Raw genomic sequence first — 20,318 nt, forward strand, 5'->3', positions numbered from 1 at the left:
CCCTGTAACAGAATTAACGCAGAATATTTTTTTCAGCCAGATCCAGCGCGAAGTAACTGAAGATCAAATCGGCGCCGGCGCGTTTAATCGAGCCCAGACTTTCCAGCACGACCTTTTCTTCATCGATGGCGCCAGCCATAGCAGCAAATTTAATCATGGCGTATTCACCGCTCACCTGGTAAGCGCCAAGCGGCAACTCTGTGCGTTCGCGGATTTCACGCAGCACGTCCAGATACGCGCCGGCCGGTTTCACCATTAAGCAATCCGCGCCCTGGGCTTCGTCGAGCAGTGATTCGCGAATCGCTTCACGGCGGTTCATCGGATTCATTTGATACGTCTTGCGGTCGCCTTTTAACGCGGTACCCGCTGCTTCACGGAAGGGGCCGTAGAAAGAAGAGGCGAACTTAGTGGAGTAGGACATTATTGCCGTATCGGTAAAACCGGCGGCATCCAGCGCCTGGCGGATAGCCTGGACTTGTCCATCCATGGCCGCGGAGGGCGCAATAAAATCTGCTCCAGCCGCCGCCGCGATAACGGCCTGCTTGCCGAGGTTGGCCAGCGTCGCATCGTTATCCACACCGTGTTCGCACAACACGCCGCAGTGGCCGTGCGAGGTGTATTCGCAGAAGCAGGTGTCGGACATGACGATCATCTCCGGCACGGTTTGCTTACAGATGCGGGACATTCTTGCCACCAGACCGTCTTCTTTCCAGGTATCGCTGCCGGTGTCATCAGTATGGTGGGAAATGCCGAAGGTCATAACGGAACGAATGCCAGCATTTGCGATACGTTCAATCTCTCGCGCCAGCTGCTTTTCCGGGATACGCATTACGCCGGGCATGGCATCAATAGCTTTGTAATCGTCGAGTTCTTCTTCAACAAAGATCGGCAACACCAGGTCGTTCAGGCTAAGTGTTGTCTCTTCAAACATAGCGCGCAGCGCAGCGGATTTGCGCAGGCGGCGAGGGCGATGGATAAGGTCTGTCATGGTCTGCCTGATGTTTGTGGAATCGAAGGCCCAGTATACCTGAATCTGCAGGCAGATGTTTTACGAAAACGGTCCTTAACGTAGCAGGCGCAGCCCCGGCGGCGGCAGAACATGGCGCTTCTTTTATATACCGAAGATTAATACCTCAGGCACTATATCATTTTAAATAAGAATTAGTTTTACGTTGTTTTTAGTTTTATTTCATCGTCATTTAAGTAAATGTGGGTTTCAACATTATTCATGTTTATTTTGTTTTTCTTTAATCCATATTTATCTTATATGTATTTTGTTTTTTTATTTTCTTGTAAGGTCATGAAAAAGAATGCTTTTCAATTATAAAATTTCCTTTTATTACGTCCTTTTAATTCATGTCCGAATCCGGACTGAGGATAAAGAATAATTGAACCTTTTAGCAATGACGCCGCATAATCCTTCTTGCTAAACATCTCTATGTTTTTATGCATTGATAATTGATGGATCAACTATATTACGTCCCTGAGGAGGGATGACAAATGCACTCCTGGAAAAAGAAACTTGTAGTCTCACAATTAGCATTGGCTTGCACTCTGGCAATCACTTCTCAGGCGAATGCTACTACTTATAACACTTTTGGGTATCATGACGACGCAGACACTGCATTTAGCTGGAGTGACTGGGAAAATGCAGATAATCTGAATTACATTACCTATAATGGTTACATTTACAACAACACAACTGATGGTGCTTATGACCAGACCTTCAACGGTGATGTAGTTAATGGGGTAATTTCTACTTATTACCTGAACAACGATTATGCAGATAACACCGCAAATACGTTGAACATCTATAATTCAACCATTCACGGCATGATTACTTCTGAACTAGTTTATGATCATGACAAGTATGGTTGGACAAATGGTACAGATGTTGATTATAGATGGAACGATGGTGATACATTTAATCTGAATATTGCTGATTCCACCATTGATGACGATTATGAGTATTTTTATTTTACCGATAGCTATCTGGATGCTGATGGTAAAAGAACATCAGAAGATATGCGTACCGCAGATTATGCTTATCTAGGCACTGCAGTTACGTTAGATGTAGAAAGCAATATCAATATTACTGATAATTCTCGTGTTGCAGGTATCACTTTAAGCCAAGGTAATACTTATAATGGGGATTATGCTACTGGCGGTGATAGTGCTTATGCTCATACTTGGGACAATACCATTACGGTTGACAATTCAACCGTAACGTCTGGTGCCTTTACTCCGTTAGAAGGTAGCGGCTGGTACGGAAACTCTGAAGAGCCAAGCGATTATTCTGGCAACGCTGTTTATGATGCAACGACAGGAACCTGGTATCATAATCCGAATGACACTGCTTTATCGTTCTCAGATGATCCTGACTCATACTATTCGATGAAGAACAATGTTACGTTCACCAACGGTTCAACGTTGATGGGTGATGTTGTGTTTACGAGTAACTTCAACAATGCTGACGACGCGAATGCTGATTCCAATGGCGATGGTGTTATCAGCGCCAGCGATGGTTTCAGCCCAATCGGTTATGACACCAACAATGATGGCGTAGAAGATACGAATGGCGGTTGGAGTCACGACAACGATAACGTTGATGAACTGAACCTCAAACTGGATAACGGTAGTAAGTGGGTAGGTGACGCATACTTTAGCTATGAGTATATCGCACCGGCTGATATGTACGATCTTGAAGATGGTACTAACAGCTTAGAACCAAGTTCTACTGTGGATAAATGGGGCAACGTTGTTGATGACAAGACCTTCCAGAGCGGTATCTTCACTGTAGCGCTGGATAACGGTTCTGAATGGGATACGGTAAACACTTCAAACGTCGATACCCTAACTGTTAATAATGGTTCTCAGGTTAACGTAGCTGATAGTTCTTCTTTAATCGCAGACACCATCACATTGACCAATGGTTCAACGATGAACCTCAGTTCCTATGGTGAAGTTGATACCGATCACCTGACGGTTGATAGTTACAGTAAAGTTGATCTGACAAACGAAACTGCTTATCTGTATGCTAACACTATTACCGTATCAAACGGCGGTGAATTCAGCATCGGTGCTGGTGAATTTGATGCCGATTCTTTCGGTACAGATACTCTGGAACTGACCAACGCTGGTGTATTTAACATCAACAACAGCGACTATGTGCTGAATGCTGATTTGGTTAACGGCCACACCAACACAGCCGATACATCAAACGCTACCTATGGTTACGGTGTCATCGCTATGACTTCTGACGGTCATTTGACCGTGAATGGTAATGGTGATTATTACAACGGTGATAACACTGCCGATACTACTTACAGTGCTAACGGTGAAGCGGATAATAGCTACACTGACAACGTTGTAGCCGCAACTGGTAACTATAAAGTGCGCATCGACAACGCTACTGGTGCCGGTTCTGTTGCGGATTACAAAGGCAACGAGCTGATTCGTGTCAATGACGTAAACACCGACGCAACCTTCTCTGCAGCAAACAAAGCTGACCTGGGTGCTTACACCTATCAGGCTAAGCAGGAAGGCAACACTGTCGTGCTGGAACAGATGGAACTGACCGACTACGCTAACATGGCGCTGAGCATTCCTTCTGCGAACACCAATATCTGGAACCTGGAACAAGACACCGTTGGTACTCGTCTGACCAACGCTCGTCATGGCCTGGCGGATAACGGCGGCGCATGGGTAAGCTACTTCGGTGGTAACTTCAACGGCGACAACGGCACCATTAACTACGATCAGGATGTTAATGGCATCATGGTCGGTGTTGATACCAAAGTTGATGGTAACAACGCTAAGTGGATCGTTGGTGCGGCAGCAGGCTTCGCGAAAGGCGATCTGAGCGATCGTACCGGTCAGGTGGATCAGGACAGCCAGTCTGCCTACATCTACTCTTCCGCTCGTTTCGCAAACAACATCTTTGTTGACGGTAACTTGAGCTACTCTCACTTCAACAACGATTTGTCTGCTAACATGAGCGACGGTACTTACGTTGACGGCAACACCTCTTCTGACGCCTGGGGCTTCGGCTTGAAACTGGGTTATGATCTGAAGCTGGGTGATGCAGGTTACGTAACGCCTTACGGCAGCGTATCCGGTCTGTTCCAGTCTGGCGACGACTACCAGCTGAGCAACGACATGAAAGTTGACGGTCAGTCTTACGACAGCATGCGTTATGAACTCGGTGTAGATGCAGGTTATACCTTCACTTACAGCGAAGATCAGGCGTTGACCCCGTACTTCAAACTGGCTTACGTTTACGACGACTCCAACAACGATGCTGACGTAAACGGCGACTCTATCGACAACGGCGTAGAAGGTTCTGCGGTACGTGTTGGTCTGGGTACTCAGTTCAGCTTCACGAAGAACTTCAGCGCCTACACCGATGCTAACTACCTCGGCGGCGGTGATGTTGATCAAGACTGGTCTGCAAACGTTGGTGTTAAATATACCTGGTAATCATTTTCTCTCAGGAGAAATAAAGGTAATTTAAACTGAAAAATGCCCGTCAAGGACTTGACGGGCATTATTGCAAGGAATGCATATGTTATCTTTAAGCAAGCCACTACAGGAATTCTACAGACTCGATAAATGCCTTTCTAAGCATGGTACGCGTTTCGAGTTTGTTAATGATAAAGAGATTATCTGTTCACCTGATGAAAGTAATACCCATACCTTTGTTATTTTAGAGGGGGTTGTTTCGTTAGTTCGGGGTGATAAAGTTCTTATTGGTATTGTGCAGGCCCCCTTTATTTTCGGTTTAGCCGATGGTGTGGCGAAAAAAGAGGCACAATATAAATTAATTGCGGAGAGCGGTTGCATCGGTTATCGCCTCTCATCATCACAAACTCTCGCCATCATTGAGCAGAACCAACTGTGGCGTGAAGCCTTCTGTTGGATAGTATGGAAAAGTCAGGTACTGGAACTTCGTGACAAGCAGCTCATTGGTAATAATTCTTACGACCAGATTCGTGCGACGTTAATGACAATGATTGAGTGGGATGAAGAACTTCGCTCACGTATTGGTGTTATGAATTATATTCATCAACGAACGCGCGTATCGCGATCGGTGGTGGCGGAAGTTCTCGCGGCCCTGCGTAAGGGTAATTACATTGAAATGAATAAAGGCAAACTGATCAGTATTAACCGTTTGCCCTCCGAATATTAACAAAAATGTTGCGCCTCGTCTGATATAGCGCGAGGCGCGACGACTCAGGATGCAGGAATAGCAATCGGTTTATTGCCGCTTAGCTCAGTAACCAAATCGTTAATCCCGTCGCTCATATTGGTAAAACGAGTGAGGGGGGAACGGGTTACGACCACAAAAGCGCCAATATTATATTGTGGGATCATCGCCATATAGGTAATAAAACCGCCGCCGCCGCCTGTTTTCTGGATAATGCCAGGACGTCCGTCTTTTGGCGCCATATAGACCCAGCCCAGACCGAGTGCGTCGGCTTTACCCGGTACGTCCATCCCAATGATTTTCTTTAACTGTGTGCGCTGATAAATCAACGTTTGCATACGATCGGCCTGTTGGCTACGGTGATAGAAATCTGACGACAGATACTGTTGCATCCAGCGCATCATATCTCCTGGCGTAGAATAGACCCCGCCGCTGCCAATGGCTGCCAGCGTATTATTACAGGGGCTTGCGCCTTTCTCTGCCACCATCAGACGCTTACACTGATCGGGAGAGGGGGTAAACGTGGTGTCTTTCATTCCCAGCGGGCGGGTAATCTTTTCTTCAAACAGTTGCGTATAAGGTTTGCCGGAGGCGGTCGCCAGCGCGTCGGCTAACAGGTCGAACGCCAGATTGGAATAGGCCGCCTGCGAGCCTGGCGCGACTTTTAACGTTGCTGTGGAGAGCCAGTTCCAGCGTTGTTCGCGGGTTGGCCAGACAAATACCGGACGATGCGCCGCGCCGCCGGGCTGTTCTCGCGGAAGCGCGCTGGTATGGGTTGCTAAGTTGACCAACGTAATCGGCGTGCCTTGATACGTCGGGACATGCGCGCCGGGAGGCGCATATTTGCTGAGCGGATCGTTTAATTTTACCGTTCCCTGATCGAGCAATTTTACCAACATTTCACTGGTCATTAGCTTGGTGAGAGAAGCGATACGAATGACCGAATCAAGCTGTGGACGAACATTATTGCCCGGTCTGGTGTCACCGAAACTACGAAACACGCGTTGATTGCCGTCGATCACCACCAGCGCCATGCCCGTGGCGCCGCTACCATAAAAGATATGCTCGGCATAACGATCAACGATATCAGAGGCAAAAACCGGATCGGCAATCGGCTGAGCCGCCTGGACAGAAGTAAGTGATGCCGCAAACAGCATGGCAGTAAAAAGCAGACTACGTTTCAACGGTGATGTCCATAAGTGAAATAACGGTGGTTATGCGTATTTATACTACCCGGCGGCACATTGCAAAACGTTAAAGAGAAAAAAGTGGGTGAAAAAACGTAACAGGCGGGTTTTCGTGATGGAGAATGTTTACTTTTGTGATAGAGCGCTTGTGATAACCTGATAGCGTCAGCCTGCCTGCTTAGGATGAAACTCGTCGAAACAATTCTGTTGAGCAGAAGTGCGAACTAAGCGTCACAACGTAGGTCACAATGCCTGGTTTAGCCCTTTCATTTGCGTGGGCATGGCGTGATATTGCCGTCATCACAGCAGCCGTAATAAAGAGAAGAAGTTAGCAGGAGAGCATGATGTTTAAATCTTTTTTCCCAAAGCCAGGGCCATTTTTCATGTCGGCGTTTGTTTGGGCGCTGATCGCCGTCATTTTCTGGCAGGCAGGAGGAGGAGATTGGGTGGCGCGACTTGTAGGGGCATCCGATGAAGTGCCTATCAGCGCAGCGCGCTTCTGGTCGCTGGACTATCTGATTTTTTATGCTTATTACCTGATTTGCGTGGGATTATTTGCAACGTTCTGGTTCATCTATAGCCCGCACCGCTGGCAGTACTGGTCGATACTTGGCACCTCGCTCATTATTTTTGTCACCTGGTTTTTGGTGGAGGTTGGTGTTGCGGTTAACGCCTGGTACGCGCCGTTCTATGATTTGATTCAAACGGCGCTCAGCTCGCCGCACAAGGTCACTCTTGGTCAATTTTATCATGAAGTGGGGGTGTTTCTCGGTATTGCGCTTATCGCCGTGGTGATCGGTGTGCTGAACAACTTCTTTGTCAGCCACTATGTATTTCGCTGGCGTACCGCAATGAATGAGCACTATATGGCGCACTGGCAGTACCTGCGCCATATCGAAGGGGCCGCCCAACGTGTGCAGGAAGACACCATGCGTTTTGCCTCTACACTGGAGAATATGGGCGTGAGTTTTATCAATGCCATCATGACGCTCATCGCCTTTCTGCCGGTGTTGGTCACTCTGTCAGCGCATGTGCCGAATTTACCCATCGTAGGGCATATCCCTTACGGCCTGGTCATTGCCGCTATAGTCTGGTCATTAATGGGGACGGGCCTGCTGGCGGTCGTCGGGATCAAATTGCCGGGGCTGGAATTTAAAAATCAGCGAGTGGAAGCCGCTTATCGTAAGGAGCTGGTCTACGGTGAAGATGACGCCAGCCGCGCCACGCCGCCCACCGTCCGTGAACTGTTTAGCGCGGTGCGCCATAACTACTTCCGTCTCTACTTTCACTATATGTATTTCAACATCGCGCGCATTCTCTATTTGCAGGTCGATAACGTTTTCGGTTTGTTCCTGCTGTTTCCTTCCATTGTTGCCGGTACGATTACGCTGGGGCTGATGACGCAAATCACCAACGTGTTTGGTCAGGTGCGCGGTTCGTTCCAGTATTTGATTAACTCCTGGACGACTCTGGTGGAGCTGATGTCTATTTATAAACGTTTACGTAGCTTTGAACGCCAGTTGGATGGTCAGCCAGTTCAGGAAGTGACCCACTCTTTTAGCTAACAGAAGGAAACGTTATGTCGGCGGCGTCCCGTCTTTATCCTCTGCCTTTTCTGGCGGTCGCCATATTGGCTGGCTGTAGTAGTCAATCCGGGCAGCCGGTGAGCAAGGGCGAGAAGCCTGTCGACGTGGCAAGCGTAGTTCGTCAGAAAATGCCGGCCAGTGTCAAAGACAGAGAGGCCTGGGCGAAAGATATCGCGACAACGTTTAAGAGCCAGGGGCTGGCGCCGACGGTAGAAAATATCTGTTCGGTGCTGGCTGTCGCCCAGCAGGAGTCCGGTTATCAGGCGGATCCTGTCGTGCCGGGGCTAAGTAAAATCGCCTGGCAGGAGATTGATCGCCGCGCTGAACGACTACACATTCCGCTGTTTCTGGTGCACACCGCGCTGAAAATTAACTCCCCCAACGGCAAGAGCTATAGCGAACGCCTGGACACGGTAAAAACCGAAAAACAGCTTAGCGCTATTTTTGACGATTTTATTAATATGGTTCCTATGGGGCAGACGCTATTTGGCTCATATAACCCGGTGCATACGGGCGGCCCGATGCAGGTCAGCATTGCCTTTGCCGAACAGCACGCGAAAGGCTATCCGTGGAAGATGACGGGTACGGTACGTCAGGAGGTCTTTACGCGCCGTGGCGGGTTGTGGTTTGGAACCTACCATTTGCTGAATTACCCGGCGAACTACAGCGCGCCTGTTTTCCGCTTCGCCGACTTCAACGCGGGATGGTACGCCAGCCGTAACGCTGCGTTCCAGAATGCCGTCAGTAAAGCCAGTGGGGTAAAACTGGCGCTGGATGGCGATCTGATTCGTTATAACAGCAAGGAACCGGGCAAAACAGAGTTAGCGGTGCGCAAACTGGCAGGGCAGTTGGGAATGAGTGAGCGTGAAATTCGCAGCCAACTGGAGAAAGGCGATAGCCTGGCGTTTGAAAAAACGGCGCTCTACAAGAAAGTCTATAAACTGGCCGAGGCCAAAACGGGCAAGACGCTTGCGCGGGAAATGTTGCCCGGTATTCAACTGGAAAGTCCGAAGATCACACGCAAGCTGACGACCGCCTGGTTTGCTAAACGAGTTGATGAGCGGCGGGCGCGGTGTATGGGGCGATAAATTTCGCGCTGGGATACTTTCTCCAGCGCGCTAAGGTTTATTGGTGACGGTGACGCCAGCGTAAAAACGCGGCGATAACGGCGAAAATGAGGCAGCCCGTGAGGAAGGGCACCAGGCCAAAAATCGTCCCGACGCCCAGCCCAATCTCTACCCGCGGTCGACCTGTATCCTGTACCTGCATCAGATGCTCATAGATGCCCGGCGCATGAACCAGCAGGTTTAAGAGTTGCGCTCCGGCCCAGAAGCAAAACAGTACAAATATGGCGTAAGCAATATTTCCGGGCGTAGAGGAGGTTTCTCGATGCTTCCCGCTGAACAGCGATTTTGAGAGAGTGAAATCAGCCATAAAGACCTCCAGGATGATCGGCTACGATCTGGCGTTATGCCATCGGCTTACTGTGAAGTCTGACAGGTCATTGTGTTTGTCAATATCAGAATCATGGTAATTTCACATACGGAATGTATCCATCGCGTAAATTTTTGTTAGTTGTCACAAAACGATCACTTTTATCAAAATCAATTAACATTTAAGAAATTCCGTATCCCCCACAGACTCGCTCGCCAGAAGTATGCAAAAATACGTTTTTGTTGCTGTTAATACGTCGGAGTCGTTATGCGTTTGCCCGTAAAAATTCGTCGTGACTGGCACTACTATGCCTTCTCTATTGGCCTTATCTTTATTTTGAATGGTGTCGTAGGATTGCTGGGTTTTGAGGCGAAAGGATGGCAAACCTATGGCGTTGGGCTGGTAACGTGGATTATTAGCTTCTGGCTGGCGGGGTTCATCATTCGCCGGCGCGAAGAGGATGAGGTAAAAGACGCCCGATAAACGTTGCGCTATCGGGCGTGCGCTATTACATCGTGGTTTTTAAGGCATTATTCGCCGTATGGCGTTCCAGCGCCAGCTCAATCAGACGGCTGATCAAATCGGTATAGCCCAATCCGCTCGCCTGCCAGAGTTTTGGATACATACTGATATTGGTAAAACCTGGCAGCGTATTGATCTCGTTAATCACGACCTCATTGTCTGCCGTTAAAAAGACATCGACACGCGCCATACCCGCGCACCCCAGCGTCTGATAAGCCTGGATCGCGATCGCGCGAATCTTGTCATTCACCTCGGAAGGGATCTGCGCAGGCACGACAACTTGTGCGCCGTTATCATCAATATACTTAGTATCGTAGGCGTAAAATTCGCTATTCAGTACGATTTCGCCGCAGGTACTGGCCTGTGGGTTATCGTTACCTAATACGGCGCATTCGATCTCGCGCCCTTTGATCCCTTGCTCCACCACCACTTTATGATCGAATTCGAAAGCCAGCGCGACCGCCTGCTGATATTGCGCTTCGTTAGCGACTTTACTGACGCCGACCGAAGAGCCCTGATTGGCGGGCTTAACGAACAGCGGCAGTCCCAGACGGGATTCAACCTCGGCAAAACTAAACGCGTGACGATTCGTTCGGGTGAGTGTAATAAACGGGGCGATATTCAGTCCTGCATCGCGTAGCAGTCGTTTGGCGACGTCTTTATCCATGCAGGCTGCGGAGCTCAGCACGTCTGAACCGACAAACGGTAAGTTTGCGACGCGTAGCATCCCCTGCAATGAGCCGTCTTCGCCCAGCGTACCGTGGACGATAGGAAAAATAACATCTACCGTCGGTAGCGGCTGCCCGTTCTGGGCGTTAATCAATTGGTGTTGATGTTTGCCAGGCACCTGGGCCAGACTGATTGCCGAAGGACGTAGCGCGATATGTGCCGGATCGTCTGCATTCTGCAAATAATTTTCCGCATCGTTAACATGCCATTGTCCCGCTTTATCTATCCCTAACAGCACCACGTCGAAGCGGGTTTTATCGATCGCATCAACGATATTTTTCGCTGATTGCAAAGACACTTCATGTTCCGCCGACTTACCGCCAAATACTATTCCTACCCGCAATTTCGCCATCTTAAAAACCCATTCCATCGAATGCAAAGCGTATACATTACCACGACAAAACGCGGGTTTCGCGGGGTTCTGCCATAATGTTTATGGGATGTGAGAACGGAGGCCGCGTGAGAGGTAAGGGTTTTCTGATTATTGTGCTGTTGGGCGGCATTGGCGGGCTGGGATATCGTTATCTTCCCTCTTATTATAATCCTTTTGCTCCGCTACAACTTGCCGATCCGCCAGGCTGGATCACTACCTTTAAACTACAGCGCCTGACGCCGTCGCAGTGCCGGGAGCTTTTGACGGCGGCCAATCAACAGGGATTAATTTCATCACAACCTGTTGCGGATAGCGCTGGTGAATGTCCCTTGTCCCATGTTGTGCGCGTCAGAGATTTTGGCCAGGTTAAACTGAGCAGCAGTTTTTTAGCCTCCTGCCCGCTGGCGCTGCGCTCCGCGCTGTTTGTCGAACAGCAGGCAAAACCTTTAACAGAAACGTGGATGAAGCGCCGCCTGACCCGCATCGAACATCTGGGCAGCTATGCCTGCCGTAATATTTATCACCGCCCGGATGCGCGTCGCAGTGAACATGCCAGCGCAGAAGCGCTGGATGTCAGCGGGTTTCAGCTATCAGATGGCCGAAAAATCACTGTTCTGCGCGGCTGGGGGCGTCAGGAGACGGGGCCCTGGTTACGCGCTATGTTAAACGCCAGTTGCCATTATTATGGCAATGGGCTCGGGCCTGACTATAACGCTGCGCATGCTAACCATTTTCATCTTGGAATGCGGGGCTACGGCGTGTGTCGTTAAAGCATAAACGTCTGCCTTGCGCGGCTATATAATGTGACATGTTTCACAAAAATGATGAACGGGGAGACAAAATAGCAAAGTGTGACGTATCGCACCTCTGGAACCACCAGGAAAAAGAGAACTTGATAAGCTAACGCGTATTTTCAGCTACTTACCGTTACGAGTCTTATGGAATCCTGGAAAGTTAATCTAATTTCCGTTTGGTTTGGATGTTTTTTTACCGGGCTGGCAATCAGCCAAATCCTGCCATTCTTACCCCTTTATATTTCCCAGCTTGGCGTCTCTTCCCATGAAGCGTTATCAATGTGGTCCGGGTTAACGTTTAGCATCACGTTTCTTATTTCCGCCATTGTGTCGCCGATGTGGGGCAGTCTTGCCGATCGTAAAGGGCGTAAACTGATGCTATTGCGCGCGTCGCTCGGGATGGCGATAGCTATTCTACTGCAGGCATTTGCGACCCATGTCTGGCAACTTTTCCTGCTGCGCGGAATCATGGGGTTAACGTCAGGCTATATCCCCAATGCCATGGCGCTGGTAGCCTCTCAGGTACCGCGCGAACGTAGCGGCTGGGCGCTCAGTACGCTTTCTACCGCGCAGATCAGCGGCGTTATCGGCGGGCCGTTAATGGGCGGCTTTGTCGCGGATCATATCGGGCTGCGGGCGGTATTTCTGATTACCGCCATGCTGTTGGTGGTGAGCTTTCTGGTCACGCTATTTTTAATTAAAGAAGGCGTGCGTCCGGTCATCAAGAAAAGCGAACGCCTGAGCGGTAAAGCCGTTTTTGCGTCGTTACCTTATCCTGCGCTGGTGATCAGTTTGTTTTTTACCACGATGGTCATTCAACTCTGTAATGGTTCCATCAGTCCAATCCTGGCGCTGTTTATCAAATCAATGATGCCGGACAGTAATAACATCGCCTTTCTTAGCGGGTTAATTGCCTCGGTGCCCGGTATCTCCGCGCTTATCTCCGCGCCTCGTCTGGGAAAACTTGGCGACAGAATCGGCACGGAAAGAATTCTGATGGCCACGCTTATCTGCGCAGTGCTGCTTTTCTTCGCGATGTCCTGGGTCACCACGCCGTTCCAGTTGGGGCTGTTGCGTTTCTTGTTGGGCTTTGCCGATGGCGCGATGTTACCCGCCGTACAAACGTTATTGGTGAAATACTCCAGCGACCAAATTACCGGACGTATTTTTGGCTACAACCAGTCATTTATGTACCTGGGCAACGTGGTTGGGCCGTTGATGGGCGCGACGGTATCGGCGATGGCCGGTTTCCGCTGGGTTTTTATCGCTACGGCGGCGATCGTGTTGATCAATATTGGGCAACTGACCCTGGCGTTACGTCGTCGGCGTAACGCGCAAAAAGCGAAAGGCCAATAGCGGTGCATCGTAACGGCGCTTCTGCCGTTACGATATGGTTTAAATTAAAAGATATATTCTTTATCCGTGAAGTTTTTCTATAGATGGCATAACCTTAAATTATGATATAGCGTGATTATTGTTTTTTGATGGTTTATTATCGTCTCGTTTTCGGTCTGAGAAACGTTTCGCTGCGGCGACAGTGATAATTATTTGTGTAAAGTTCTTCCTGTATCATAAAAATAGTACTTTCAGCCTCTAGGCAGTGGTTCTTCATAGTGATAACGTCACCCTGGAACTAATAAGGAAATATGGTCATGAAAAATCTCATAGCAGAGTTGTTGCTTAAGCTAGCCCAAAAAGAAGAAGAGTCGAAAGAACTGGTTGCTCAGGTAGAAGCGTTAGAGATTATCGTCACAGCAATGTTACGTAACATGGCGCAAAACGAGCAGGAGATGTTGATACGTCAGGTAGAGGGGGCACTTGAAGGCGTAAAGCCGGATGCCAGCGTTCCTGATCACGATACGGAATTGCTGCGCCAATATGTAAAAAAGTTGCTGAGACACCCCCGGCACTAATCGTATTTTAAAACAATACAGTTGTTATAACGTTACTTTTATGAAATACCATAGCCGCTTCGTTTTTATTTTCTTCTGGTTAATACAGAGCAAAATAAAAACGAAGCGGCTATGGTAATAACAGTGTAACGTTATGCGTTGTTCTTCTGCATCCTGCGTGACTGTGGATAATCGAGTTGCACATTAGCCTACGGTTTGTCAATCAATAAAACATATATTGCTAACGGTAAGTAATACTTTTACTGCCGGGTGGTATTTTTGCCAGTAACAGCCAGACTTATATAAAGTCCCTGGGATATTTCCCAAAGGGACAACGTGTAATGCGTACACTGACAAAAGGATGGTGCTATGAAAATAACATTACTGGTGACTTTACTTTTTGGCCTGGTCTTTTTAACGACCGTTGGTGCAACCGAAAAACCGTTAACGCCGCAACAGCAGCGCATGACGACCTGTAATCAGCAGGCGACAGCGCAAGCGTTGAAAGGCGATGCGCGTAAAACCTACCTTAGCGACTGCCTGAAAAACAGTCAGTCAGCCCCTGGCGAGAAAAGCCTGACGCCGCAACAGCAGAAAATGCGTGAATGCAATGTTCAGGCGACGGAACAATCCCTGAAAGGCGATGACCGTAGCAAGTTTATGAGCGCCTGCCTGAAAAAAGCGGCGTAGTGCTATCGGGTGAGCCCTGAAAAACACTCACCCGAAATTTCATACTTCCTCCATGCGCTCTGTTTCTATAATTTGGGAAAATTGTTTCTAAATGTTCCCAAAAATAATGAATGATGAAAATTTTTACCGAAAAGCGGTTGAACAGGCGGTAGCGCCGCCTGACCCTTCTGATGATCGTCAGCGCTCCGGATTGCGCTTCGCCCGGCGCATCAGGCTACCGCGCGCGGTGGGGTTAGGGGGGATGTTTTTACCGGTGGCCGCCGTGTTAGTGTCGCAACCTGTCTTTGGCGGCTGGTGGCTATTGCTGGTCGGCTGGTCTTTTGTCTGGCCGCATCTGGCGTGGCAGTGGGCGGCGAAAGCCCTTGATCCGCTACGCCAGGAAATTTACAACCTGAAAGTGGATGCGATCCTCTCCGGCATGTGGATCGCGCTGATGGGCGTCAATATGTTGCCTGCCGCCGCGCTGTTTATGATGATGAGCATGAATCTGATGGGGGCTGGCGGGCGGCGGCTATTCACTGTCGGAATGGGCCTTTTGCTGGCGTCATGTCTGGTGACGTTGCAGCTTACCGGGCTACCCGTCGCGATGCGAAGCTCATCGCTGGAAGTCACGCTCTCTTTGCCCGTCATTATGTTGTATCCGCTTCTGTTCGCCTGGGTAAGTTATCAAACGGCCATTAAATTAGCGGAACATAAGCGACGCTTGCAGGCGATGAGCTCGCGGGATGGCATGACCGGCGTCTATAACCGACGCCACTGGGAAATTTTATTACGTAATGAATTCGATCACAGCCGACGCCACCATCGGGAGGCGACATTGTTGATTATCGATATCGATCATTTTAAGAGCATTAACGACACCTGGGGACATGATGTTGGGGATGAGGCTATTATCGCCCTGACGCGTCAATTACAGTTAACGCTACGCGGGAGTGATATTATCGGGCGCTTTGGCGGCGACGAATTTGCGGTGATTATGTGCGGAACGCCGGCAGACAGCGCGATTACCGCCATGTCGCGAGTGCATGAACGGCTAAATACCTTACGCTTGCCGGGCGCGCCGCAGGTCATGTTACGTATCAGCGTGGGCGTGGCGCCGTTAACGCCACAAATCGGTCATTATCGGGAATGGTTAAAGTCTGCGGATATGGCGCTTTACAAAGCAAAGAATGCCGGACGTAACCGCACCGAAGTGGCGGCATGACGTCCAGCCGGGCTTCAGGATTTACTGAGCGCCTCTGATTTTTCCATACACTTCGTCATCGCTTCTATTACCGCAGCGCGGAAGCCACGTTCTTCCAGAACGCGTACGGCTTCAATCGTCGTTCCGCCAGGCGAGCACACCATATCTTTCAGTTCGCCGGGATGCTTTCCGGTTTCGAGTACCATTTTCGCCGATCCCATAACGGCCTGCGCGGCGAATTTATAAGCCTGAGCGCGAGGCATACCGCCCAGAACGGCTGCGTCCGCCATCGCCTCGATAAACATAAAGACATAGGCCGGCGAAGATCCGCTCACGCCAACCACCGGATGGATCATCGGCTCAGCAATCACTTCCGCCTCGCCAAAGCAGCGGAAAATATTCAGCACATCAGCCGTATCTTCCGGTGTGACCAGCGCGTTGGGCGTGACGGAGGTCATTCCTGCGTTGACCAGCGACGGCGTATTCGGCATAGCGCGAATGATTTTACGGTCGTGTCCCAGCGCGCGCGCAAGCTGATCAAGCGTTACGCCTGCGGCGATAGAGACCACCAGCGAGTCTTTGTTCAGGCTGGAGGAGATTTCACTGAGCACTTTCACCATAATGCCCGGTTTTACCGCGCCGAAAACGATATCCGCGACCTGAGCGACCTCCTGCGCGCTTTGCGCCGCATTAATGCCGTACTGGTCATGCAGGGCGGCAACTTTATCGGGGGAGGGGGTGTAGACCCAGATCTGACCGGGAAGTACCTGACCGCTGGCAATCAGTCCGCCAAGAATAGCCTTGCCCATATTACCGCAGCCAATAAAACCGATTTTCTTCTCCATCTCGTCACTCCCTATGTTTGTGTGTTATGGGGAATGGTTAGCTTAACGCGGATTGAAAACGGGCAGAAGGAGAAACAGCACTTTGATGAAAGACAAAAGCGCGAGACAATAAAAGATTGTATACCGTACGGGAGACATTATGACCATCTGGGTGGATGCGGATGCGTGTCCGAATGTCATTAAAGAAATTTTGTACCGCGCCGCCGAGCGGATGCAGTTGCCGCTTATTCTGGTTGCCAATCAGGCCTTGCGCGTGCCGCCTTCGCGTTTTATCCGCACGCTCCGCGTGGCCGCCGGGTTTGACGTGGCGGATAACGAAATCGTGCGTCAATGCGAAGCGGGCGATCTGGTGATTACCGCAGATATTCCGCTGGCGGCTGAAGTGCTGGAAAAAGGCGCTGCGGCTCTTAATCCCCGGGGAGAACGCTATAGCGACGCCACGATTCGCGAACGTCTGACGATGCGTGACTTTATGGACACGCTACGCGCCAGCGGCGTACAAACGGGGGGACCAAACACTCTCTCGCCGCGCGATCGTCAGCATTTTGCCGCCGAGCTGGATAAGTGGTGGCTGGAAAGCCAGCGTAAAAAATAAATCGTGTAATGAAAAATTTACAGTTTATTCATTTCTGATTCTTGCTATAGTACTAATATTGTGACTTTAGTACCTTTGTGTAAATTATTATTTACATTTATACGTTGTACTAGTTAGATGATATGATTATAACATTGCTGATATCAAATCCTGCGTATGCGCAGTTCCTGGGGGAACGCCTGCTATGATGCAACCTCTTTATCTTGTTGGCCCGCGGGGCTGTGGGAAAACCACCATCGGTATGGCGCTGGCGCAGGCAACCGGTTTTCGGTTTGCAGATACCGACCGCTGGCTGCAATCGCACGTGCAGATGAGCGTCGCTGATATCGTTGAAAAAGAAGGCTGGGGAGGGTTCCGCGCCCGGGAAACCGCGGCCCTGGAGGCGGTAAGCGCGCCTTCGACTGTCGTGGCGACGGGGGGCGGTATTATTCTCACGGAGTATAACCGACGTTATATGCACCATGTTGGCGTAGTGATTTATCTGTGCGCGCCGGTATCCACGCTGGTTAACCGGCTTGAGGCTGAACCTGAAGCGGATCTGCGCCCGACCCTCACCGGCAAGCCGTTGAGCGAAGAGGTTCGGGAAGTGCTTGAGCAGCGTGACGCGTTGTATCGCGAAACGGCGCATTACATTATTGACGCGACGAAAACGCCGGCCCAGGTCGTTTCTGAAATTATCGCGGCGCTGCCGCCCTCGACGCAACGGTTACAGGGAGATGTCTATACTTAACGCTCACCCAGAATAAAGGAAACGCTATGCCAACCAGACCACCTTATCCGCGGGAAGCTTATATCGTCACCATTGAAAAAGGCACGCCGGGCCAGACGGTGACGTGGTATCAGCTACGGGCTGACCATCCAAAACCTGATTCGCTCATCAGCGAGCATCCGACCGCAGAAGAAGCGATGGATGCGAAAAAACGTTACGAAGATCCGGATAAATCATAGACGCATGACCCACTCGGAAGGGATTCTGAGTACCCCTAAATTGTATCTCCATCACATTCTTGAAACATTTATACTGGCAACTAAAACCGTAAATTAAGCGATAACAATACAATATTGGAGTTATTTGGAATCTTTACACAATACGTTGCTCATCTGCTGCTACGCTTTCTGAGATTTGTAGGGCAGGTAGCGCGGTGAGCGTGTGAATATTTGCCCGGGAATTACGACGAAGTAATAAGGTGGAATAAAAATGAGTGCGTCGTTGGCAATCCTCACAATCGGCGTTGTGCCAATGAGCGAAGTGTTACCGCTTCTGACGGAATACATCGACGAACAACACATCACCCATCATAGCCTGCTGGGAAAAATGAGCCGGGAAGACGTTATGGCGGATTACGCTGTAGAGCCTGGCGACGATCCGCTTTTGACGTTGCTGAATGATAACCAGATAGCCCATGTTTCCCGTCAGAAAGTGGAGCGAGATTTACAGAGCGTTGTCGAGGTGCTGGATAACCAGGGTTATGATGTCATTATACTGATGAGCACCGCGGCGATTAAAAGTATGGCAGCCCGTAATTCTATTTTGCTTGAACCGCTGCGTATTATTCCACCGCTTGTCGCCTCTATTGTGGATGGGCATCAGGTGGGCGTGATTGTGCCTGTTGCAGAACTTCTGGCGGCCCAGGAGAAAAAATGGCAGGTATTGCAAATGCCGCCGGTGTATTCGCTGGCGAATCCGGTTCACGGTTCTGAGCAACAGTTAATTGATGCCGGGCAGGCGCTACTGGATCAAGGCGCGGACGTCATTATGCTGGATTGTCTGGGTTTTCATCAGCGTCATCGGGATATTTTACAGCAGGCGCTGGATGTGCCGGTTTTACTCTCTAATGTTTTGATTGCGCGGTTAGCTTCAGAACTGCTTGTCTAATTTTACGTGACAGGCCGAACGTCAGGACTCTATATTGGGTGTTAATTTAATAATGAGACGGGGCCTGATTATGCTACAAAGCAATGAATACTTTTCCGGGAAAGTGAAGTCTATTGGATTTACCAGCAGTAGCACCGGCCGGGCCAGCGTTGGTGTGATGGCGGAAGGGGAGTATACCTTTGGCACCGCCGAACCCGAAGAGATGACGGTTGTGAGCGGCGCGTTGAAGGTACTGTTGCCGGGAACTGTCGAATGGAAAGTGTATACAGCCGGTGAGGTGTTTAACGTGCCTGGCCACAGCGAGTTTCATCTCCAGGTTGCTGAGCCCACCTCGTATCTGTGCCGCTATTTGTAACGGTGAGTCCCCTCTCCGGCGGAGAGGGGCCCTCTGGTTAGCGCTGCGCTTCGCCGCCTAATCCTTCCACCAGGCTTTGAATCAGCGCCGCCAGCTCGCCGGTCATCAGGATAAAGTCCGCGTCAAAACGTTGGGCAAAATCTTCCCGGTCGATATCTTCGTTCTGATCGCGCAGCTCATCGCAGAATTTCAGACGCTTAATGGAGCCGTCGTCGCACATGACGAATTGAATACGCTGCTGCCAGTCGAGCGCCAGCTTCGTGACCACTTTACCCGCTTCAATATGAACGGCGATCTCGTCGCTGACCAGATCCTGCTTTTTCGCGCGGATCACGCCGCCATCTTCCAGCATCGCTTTCAATTCGGCTTCGTCCAGCAACTGGAAACCCTGAGCGACCGTGCCGGAGCGCACCCACTCGGTGAGCGTCAGCTCAATCGGATTTTCCAGCGCCAGCGGGACGACCGGCAGCGAGCCAAGACTTTTACGCAGTAGCGCCAAAGTATCTTCCGCTTTTTTCGCGCTGGCGCAGTCAACCATAATCAGGCCGTTAACGGTATCAATCCACATCATTGTCTGACTGAAGCGGCTAAACGCGCGCGGCAGCAACGAATGCAACACTTCATCCTTCAGGGAATCTTTTTCCGTCTTCTTCAGCTTGCGTCCCTGATCGGCTTCCAGTTTCTGGATTTTCGCCTCCAGAGCCTGTTTGATCACTGGCGATGGCAGGATTTTCTCTTCTTTGCGCGCGCAAATAATAATTTGGCCATTGGCGGTGTGCGTTAACGCATCGCTGTGAGAGCCCATCGGCGGAACCCAGCCCATTTTGGCCATATCCTGGCTACCGCATGGGGTAAACGTCATTGAGGCGAGCTGTTTCTCCATCTCTTCGGCGCGTAATGTAATATCGCGGCTAAGACGGTAAACCATTAAATTTTTGAACCACAGCATGATAATTTCCACGGCCTTGTCGTTAAATCCAGGCGGTATAGTAACGAATTGTCGGCAGGCTTGCATTGCCAATCAGAACGGTGAATTCTACCCTGTTGATAT

The 20,318-nt window shown here is 50.1% G+C and carries 21 protein-coding genes; 15 read left to right on the forward strand and 6 right to left on the reverse strand.

Features of this window, described 5'->3' with window-relative positions:
• Window positions 1-13: 13 nt before the first annotated feature.
• Complete coding sequence (gene hemB, locus ACLJQD_RS12230; RefSeq protein WP_000130724.1) at window positions 14-988, reverse strand: porphobilinogen synthase; 975 nt, start codon at window positions 986-988, stop codon at window positions 14-16.
• A gap of 512 nt (window positions 989-1,500) precedes the next feature.
• Here hemB and ACLJQD_RS12235 point away from each other — a divergent pair.
• Window positions 1,501-4,479: an autotransporter outer membrane beta-barrel domain-containing protein gene (locus ACLJQD_RS12235; protein ID WP_017442107.1), complete on the forward strand. Its 2,979-nt coding sequence runs from the start codon at window positions 1,501-1,503 to the stop codon at window positions 4,477-4,479.
• Between the two features lie 85 nt (window positions 4,480-4,564).
• Window positions 4,565-5,188: a hydrogen peroxide resistance inhibitor IprA gene (gene iprA, locus ACLJQD_RS12240; protein ID WP_000950242.1), complete on the forward strand. Its 624-nt coding sequence runs from the start codon at window positions 4,565-4,567 to the stop codon at window positions 5,186-5,188.
• A gap of 44 nt (window positions 5,189-5,232) precedes the next feature.
• On the opposite strand, the gene ampH is transcribed toward iprA, so the two are convergent.
• Window positions 5,233-6,390: a D-alanyl-D-alanine-carboxypeptidase/endopeptidase AmpH gene (gene ampH, locus ACLJQD_RS12245; protein ID WP_000830777.1), complete on the reverse strand. Its 1,158-nt coding sequence runs from the start codon at window positions 6,388-6,390 to the stop codon at window positions 5,233-5,235.
• Between the two features lie 347 nt (window positions 6,391-6,737).
• On the opposite strand from ampH, the gene sbmA reads away from it, so the two are divergent.
• Complete coding sequence (gene sbmA / locus ACLJQD_RS12250; protein ID WP_000477024.1) at window positions 6,738-7,958, forward strand: peptide antibiotic transporter SbmA; 1,221 nt, start codon at window positions 6,738-6,740, stop codon at window positions 7,956-7,958.
• A 14-nt stretch (window positions 7,959-7,972) separates the two neighbouring features.
• Entirely contained in the window at window positions 7,973-9,067 is a 1,095-nt protein-coding gene (gene yaiW / locus ACLJQD_RS12255; protein WP_001271421.1) for a surface-exposed outer membrane lipoprotein YaiW, read from the forward strand.
• A gap of 37 nt (window positions 9,068-9,104) precedes the next feature.
• Here yaiW and ACLJQD_RS12260 read toward each other — a convergent pair whose 3' ends face one another.
• Window positions 9,105-9,413, reverse strand: coding sequence for a YaiY family protein (locus ACLJQD_RS12260; RefSeq protein WP_000763139.1), 309 nt, complete (start codon window positions 9,411-9,413; stop codon window positions 9,105-9,107).
• Between the two features lie 267 nt (window positions 9,414-9,680).
• Between ACLJQD_RS12260 and ACLJQD_RS12265 the strand changes: the two genes are divergently transcribed.
• Window positions 9,681-9,896, forward strand: coding sequence for a DUF2754 family protein (locus ACLJQD_RS12265; RefSeq protein ID WP_001239243.1), 216 nt, complete (start codon window positions 9,681-9,683; stop codon window positions 9,894-9,896).
• A 25-nt stretch (window positions 9,897-9,921) separates the two neighbouring features.
• Here the strand turns inward: ACLJQD_RS12265 and ddlA are convergent, their stop codons facing one another.
• Window positions 9,922-11,016, reverse strand: a complete 1,095-nt coding sequence (gene ddlA, locus ACLJQD_RS12270; RefSeq protein ID WP_001096588.1) for a D-alanine--D-alanine ligase — start codon at window positions 11,014-11,016, stop codon at window positions 9,922-9,924.
• Between the two features lie 77 nt (window positions 11,017-11,093).
• Here ddlA and ACLJQD_RS12275 point away from each other — a divergent pair, with 77 nt between their 5' ends.
• The 5 genes from ACLJQD_RS12275 (at window position 11,094) to adrA (ending at window position 15,617) form a co-directional block, all read left to right on the forward strand.
• On the forward strand, window positions 11,094-11,807 hold the full coding sequence (locus tag ACLJQD_RS12275) for an extensin family protein (protein WP_000480794.1): 714 nt from the start codon (window positions 11,094-11,096) through the stop codon (window positions 11,805-11,807).
• Window positions 11,808-11,975: 168 nt separating this feature from the next.
• Entirely contained in the window at window positions 11,976-13,187 is a 1,212-nt protein-coding gene (locus ACLJQD_RS12280; protein WP_000446768.1) for a multidrug efflux MFS transporter, read from the forward strand.
• 296 nt (window positions 13,188-13,483) lie between these two features.
• Window positions 13,484-13,744: an anti-adapter protein IraP gene (gene iraP / locus ACLJQD_RS12285; RefSeq protein ID WP_001518423.1), complete on the forward strand. Its 261-nt coding sequence runs from the start codon at window positions 13,484-13,486 to the stop codon at window positions 13,742-13,744.
• Window positions 13,745-14,092: 348 nt separating this feature from the next.
• A complete protein-coding gene (psiF, locus tag ACLJQD_RS12290) occupies window positions 14,093-14,413 on the forward strand; it encodes a phosphate starvation-inducible protein PsiF (RefSeq protein WP_017441686.1) in 321 nt (106 codons plus the stop codon).
• Window positions 14,414-14,504: 91 nt separating this feature from the next.
• The gene (gene adrA, locus ACLJQD_RS12295; RefSeq protein WP_000484098.1) at window positions 14,505-15,617 is read left to right on the forward strand and encodes a diguanylate cyclase AdrA; all 1,113 of its coding nucleotides are present in this window, start codon (window positions 14,505-14,507) and stop codon (window positions 15,615-15,617) included.
• A 14-nt stretch (window positions 15,618-15,631) separates the two neighbouring features.
• On the opposite strand, the gene proC is transcribed toward adrA, so the two are convergent.
• Complete coding sequence (gene proC / locus ACLJQD_RS12300) at window positions 15,632-16,441, reverse strand: pyrroline-5-carboxylate reductase (protein WP_000412193.1); 810 nt, start codon at window positions 16,439-16,441, stop codon at window positions 15,632-15,634.
• Between the two features lie 139 nt (window positions 16,442-16,580).
• Here proC and ACLJQD_RS12305 point away from each other — a divergent pair, with 139 nt between their 5' ends.
• The 5 genes from ACLJQD_RS12305 (at window position 16,581) to ppnP (ending at window position 19,267) form a co-directional block, all read left to right on the forward strand.
• The gene (locus ACLJQD_RS12305) at window positions 16,581-17,036 is read left to right on the forward strand and encodes a YaiI/YqxD family protein (protein ID WP_000158137.1); all 456 of its coding nucleotides are present in this window, start codon (window positions 16,581-16,583) and stop codon (window positions 17,034-17,036) included.
• A gap of 184 nt (window positions 17,037-17,220) precedes the next feature.
• Window positions 17,221-17,766, forward strand: a complete 546-nt coding sequence (gene aroL / locus ACLJQD_RS12310; RefSeq protein WP_017441687.1) for a shikimate kinase AroL — start codon at window positions 17,221-17,223, stop codon at window positions 17,764-17,766.
• 26 nt (window positions 17,767-17,792) lie between these two features.
• The gene (yaiA, locus tag ACLJQD_RS12315; RefSeq protein ID WP_001143161.1) at window positions 17,793-17,984 is read left to right on the forward strand and encodes a protein YaiA; all 192 of its coding nucleotides are present in this window, start codon (window positions 17,793-17,795) and stop codon (window positions 17,982-17,984) included.
• Between the two features lie 250 nt (window positions 17,985-18,234).
• Window positions 18,235-18,912, forward strand: a complete 678-nt coding sequence (locus ACLJQD_RS12320) for an AroM family protein (protein ID WP_001276437.1) — start codon at window positions 18,235-18,237, stop codon at window positions 18,910-18,912.
• Between the two features lie 70 nt (window positions 18,913-18,982).
• On the forward strand, window positions 18,983-19,267 hold the full coding sequence (ppnP, locus tag ACLJQD_RS12325) for a pyrimidine/purine nucleoside phosphorylase (protein WP_000941953.1): 285 nt from the start codon (window positions 18,983-18,985) through the stop codon (window positions 19,265-19,267).
• Between the two features lie 37 nt (window positions 19,268-19,304).
• On the opposite strand, the gene rdgC is transcribed toward ppnP, so the two are convergent.
• Complete coding sequence (rdgC, locus tag ACLJQD_RS12330; protein ID WP_000964305.1) at window positions 19,305-20,216, reverse strand: recombination-associated protein RdgC; 912 nt, start codon at window positions 20,214-20,216, stop codon at window positions 19,305-19,307.
• Between the last annotated feature and the right edge of the window lie 102 nt (window positions 20,217-20,318).

The sequence above is a fragment of the Salmonella sp. SAL04214 genome, assembly GCF_046550615.1.
GTDB classification, from domain to species: Bacteria; Pseudomonadota; Gammaproteobacteria; order Enterobacterales; family Enterobacteriaceae; genus Salmonella; species Salmonella enterica.

Coding starts and splice junctions, on each gene's coding strand:
- psiF (WP_017441686.1), top strand. CDS start 14,093: ATGAAAATAACATTACTGGTGACTTTACTTTTTGGCCTGGTCTTTTTA.
- ACLJQD_RS12235 (WP_017442107.1), top strand. CDS start 1,501: ATGCACTCCTGGAAAAAGAAACTTGTAGTCTCACAATTAGCATTGGCT.
- iraP (WP_001518423.1), top strand. CDS start 13,484: ATGAAAAATCTCATAGCAGAGTTGTTGCTTAAGCTAGCCCAAAAAGAA.
- yaiA (WP_001143161.1), top strand. CDS start 17,793: ATGCCAACCAGACCACCTTATCCGCGGGAAGCTTATATCGTCACCATT.
- adrA (WP_000484098.1), top strand. CDS start 14,505: ATGTTCCCAAAAATAATGAATGATGAAAATTTTTACCGAAAAGCGGTT.
- ACLJQD_RS12265 (WP_001239243.1), top strand. CDS start 9,681: ATGCGTTTGCCCGTAAAAATTCGTCGTGACTGGCACTACTATGCCTTC.
- ddlA (WP_001096588.1), bottom strand. CDS start 11,016: ATGGCGAAATTGCGGGTAGGAATAGTATTTGGCGGTAAGTCGGCGGAA.
- ACLJQD_RS12280 (WP_000446768.1), top strand. CDS start 11,976: ATGGAATCCTGGAAAGTTAATCTAATTTCCGTTTGGTTTGGATGTTTT.
- rdgC (WP_000964305.1), bottom strand. CDS start 20,216: ATGCTGTGGTTCAAAAATTTAATGGTTTACCGTCTTAGCCGCGATATT.
- hemB (WP_000130724.1), bottom strand. CDS start 988: ATGACAGACCTTATCCATCGCCCTCGCCGCCTGCGCAAATCCGCTGCG.
- ACLJQD_RS12275 (WP_000480794.1), top strand. CDS start 11,094: ATGTTTATGGGATGTGAGAACGGAGGCCGCGTGAGAGGTAAGGGTTTT.
- iprA (WP_000950242.1), top strand. CDS start 4,565: ATGTTATCTTTAAGCAAGCCACTACAGGAATTCTACAGACTCGATAAA.
- proC (WP_000412193.1), bottom strand. CDS start 16,441: ATGGAGAAGAAAATCGGTTTTATTGGCTGCGGTAATATGGGCAAGGCT.
- aroL (WP_017441687.1), top strand. CDS start 17,221: ATGATGCAACCTCTTTATCTTGTTGGCCCGCGGGGCTGTGGGAAAACC.
- ACLJQD_RS12305 (WP_000158137.1), top strand. CDS start 16,581: ATGACCATCTGGGTGGATGCGGATGCGTGTCCGAATGTCATTAAAGAA.
- ppnP (WP_000941953.1), top strand. CDS start 18,983: ATGCTACAAAGCAATGAATACTTTTCCGGGAAAGTGAAGTCTATTGGA.
- sbmA (WP_000477024.1), top strand. CDS start 6,738: ATGTTTAAATCTTTTTTCCCAAAGCCAGGGCCATTTTTCATGTCGGCG.
- yaiW (WP_001271421.1), top strand. CDS start 7,973: ATGTCGGCGGCGTCCCGTCTTTATCCTCTGCCTTTTCTGGCGGTCGCC.
- ACLJQD_RS12260 (WP_000763139.1), bottom strand. CDS start 9,413: ATGGCTGATTTCACTCTCTCAAAATCGCTGTTCAGCGGGAAGCATCGA.
- ACLJQD_RS12320 (WP_001276437.1), top strand. CDS start 18,235: ATGAGTGCGTCGTTGGCAATCCTCACAATCGGCGTTGTGCCAATGAGC.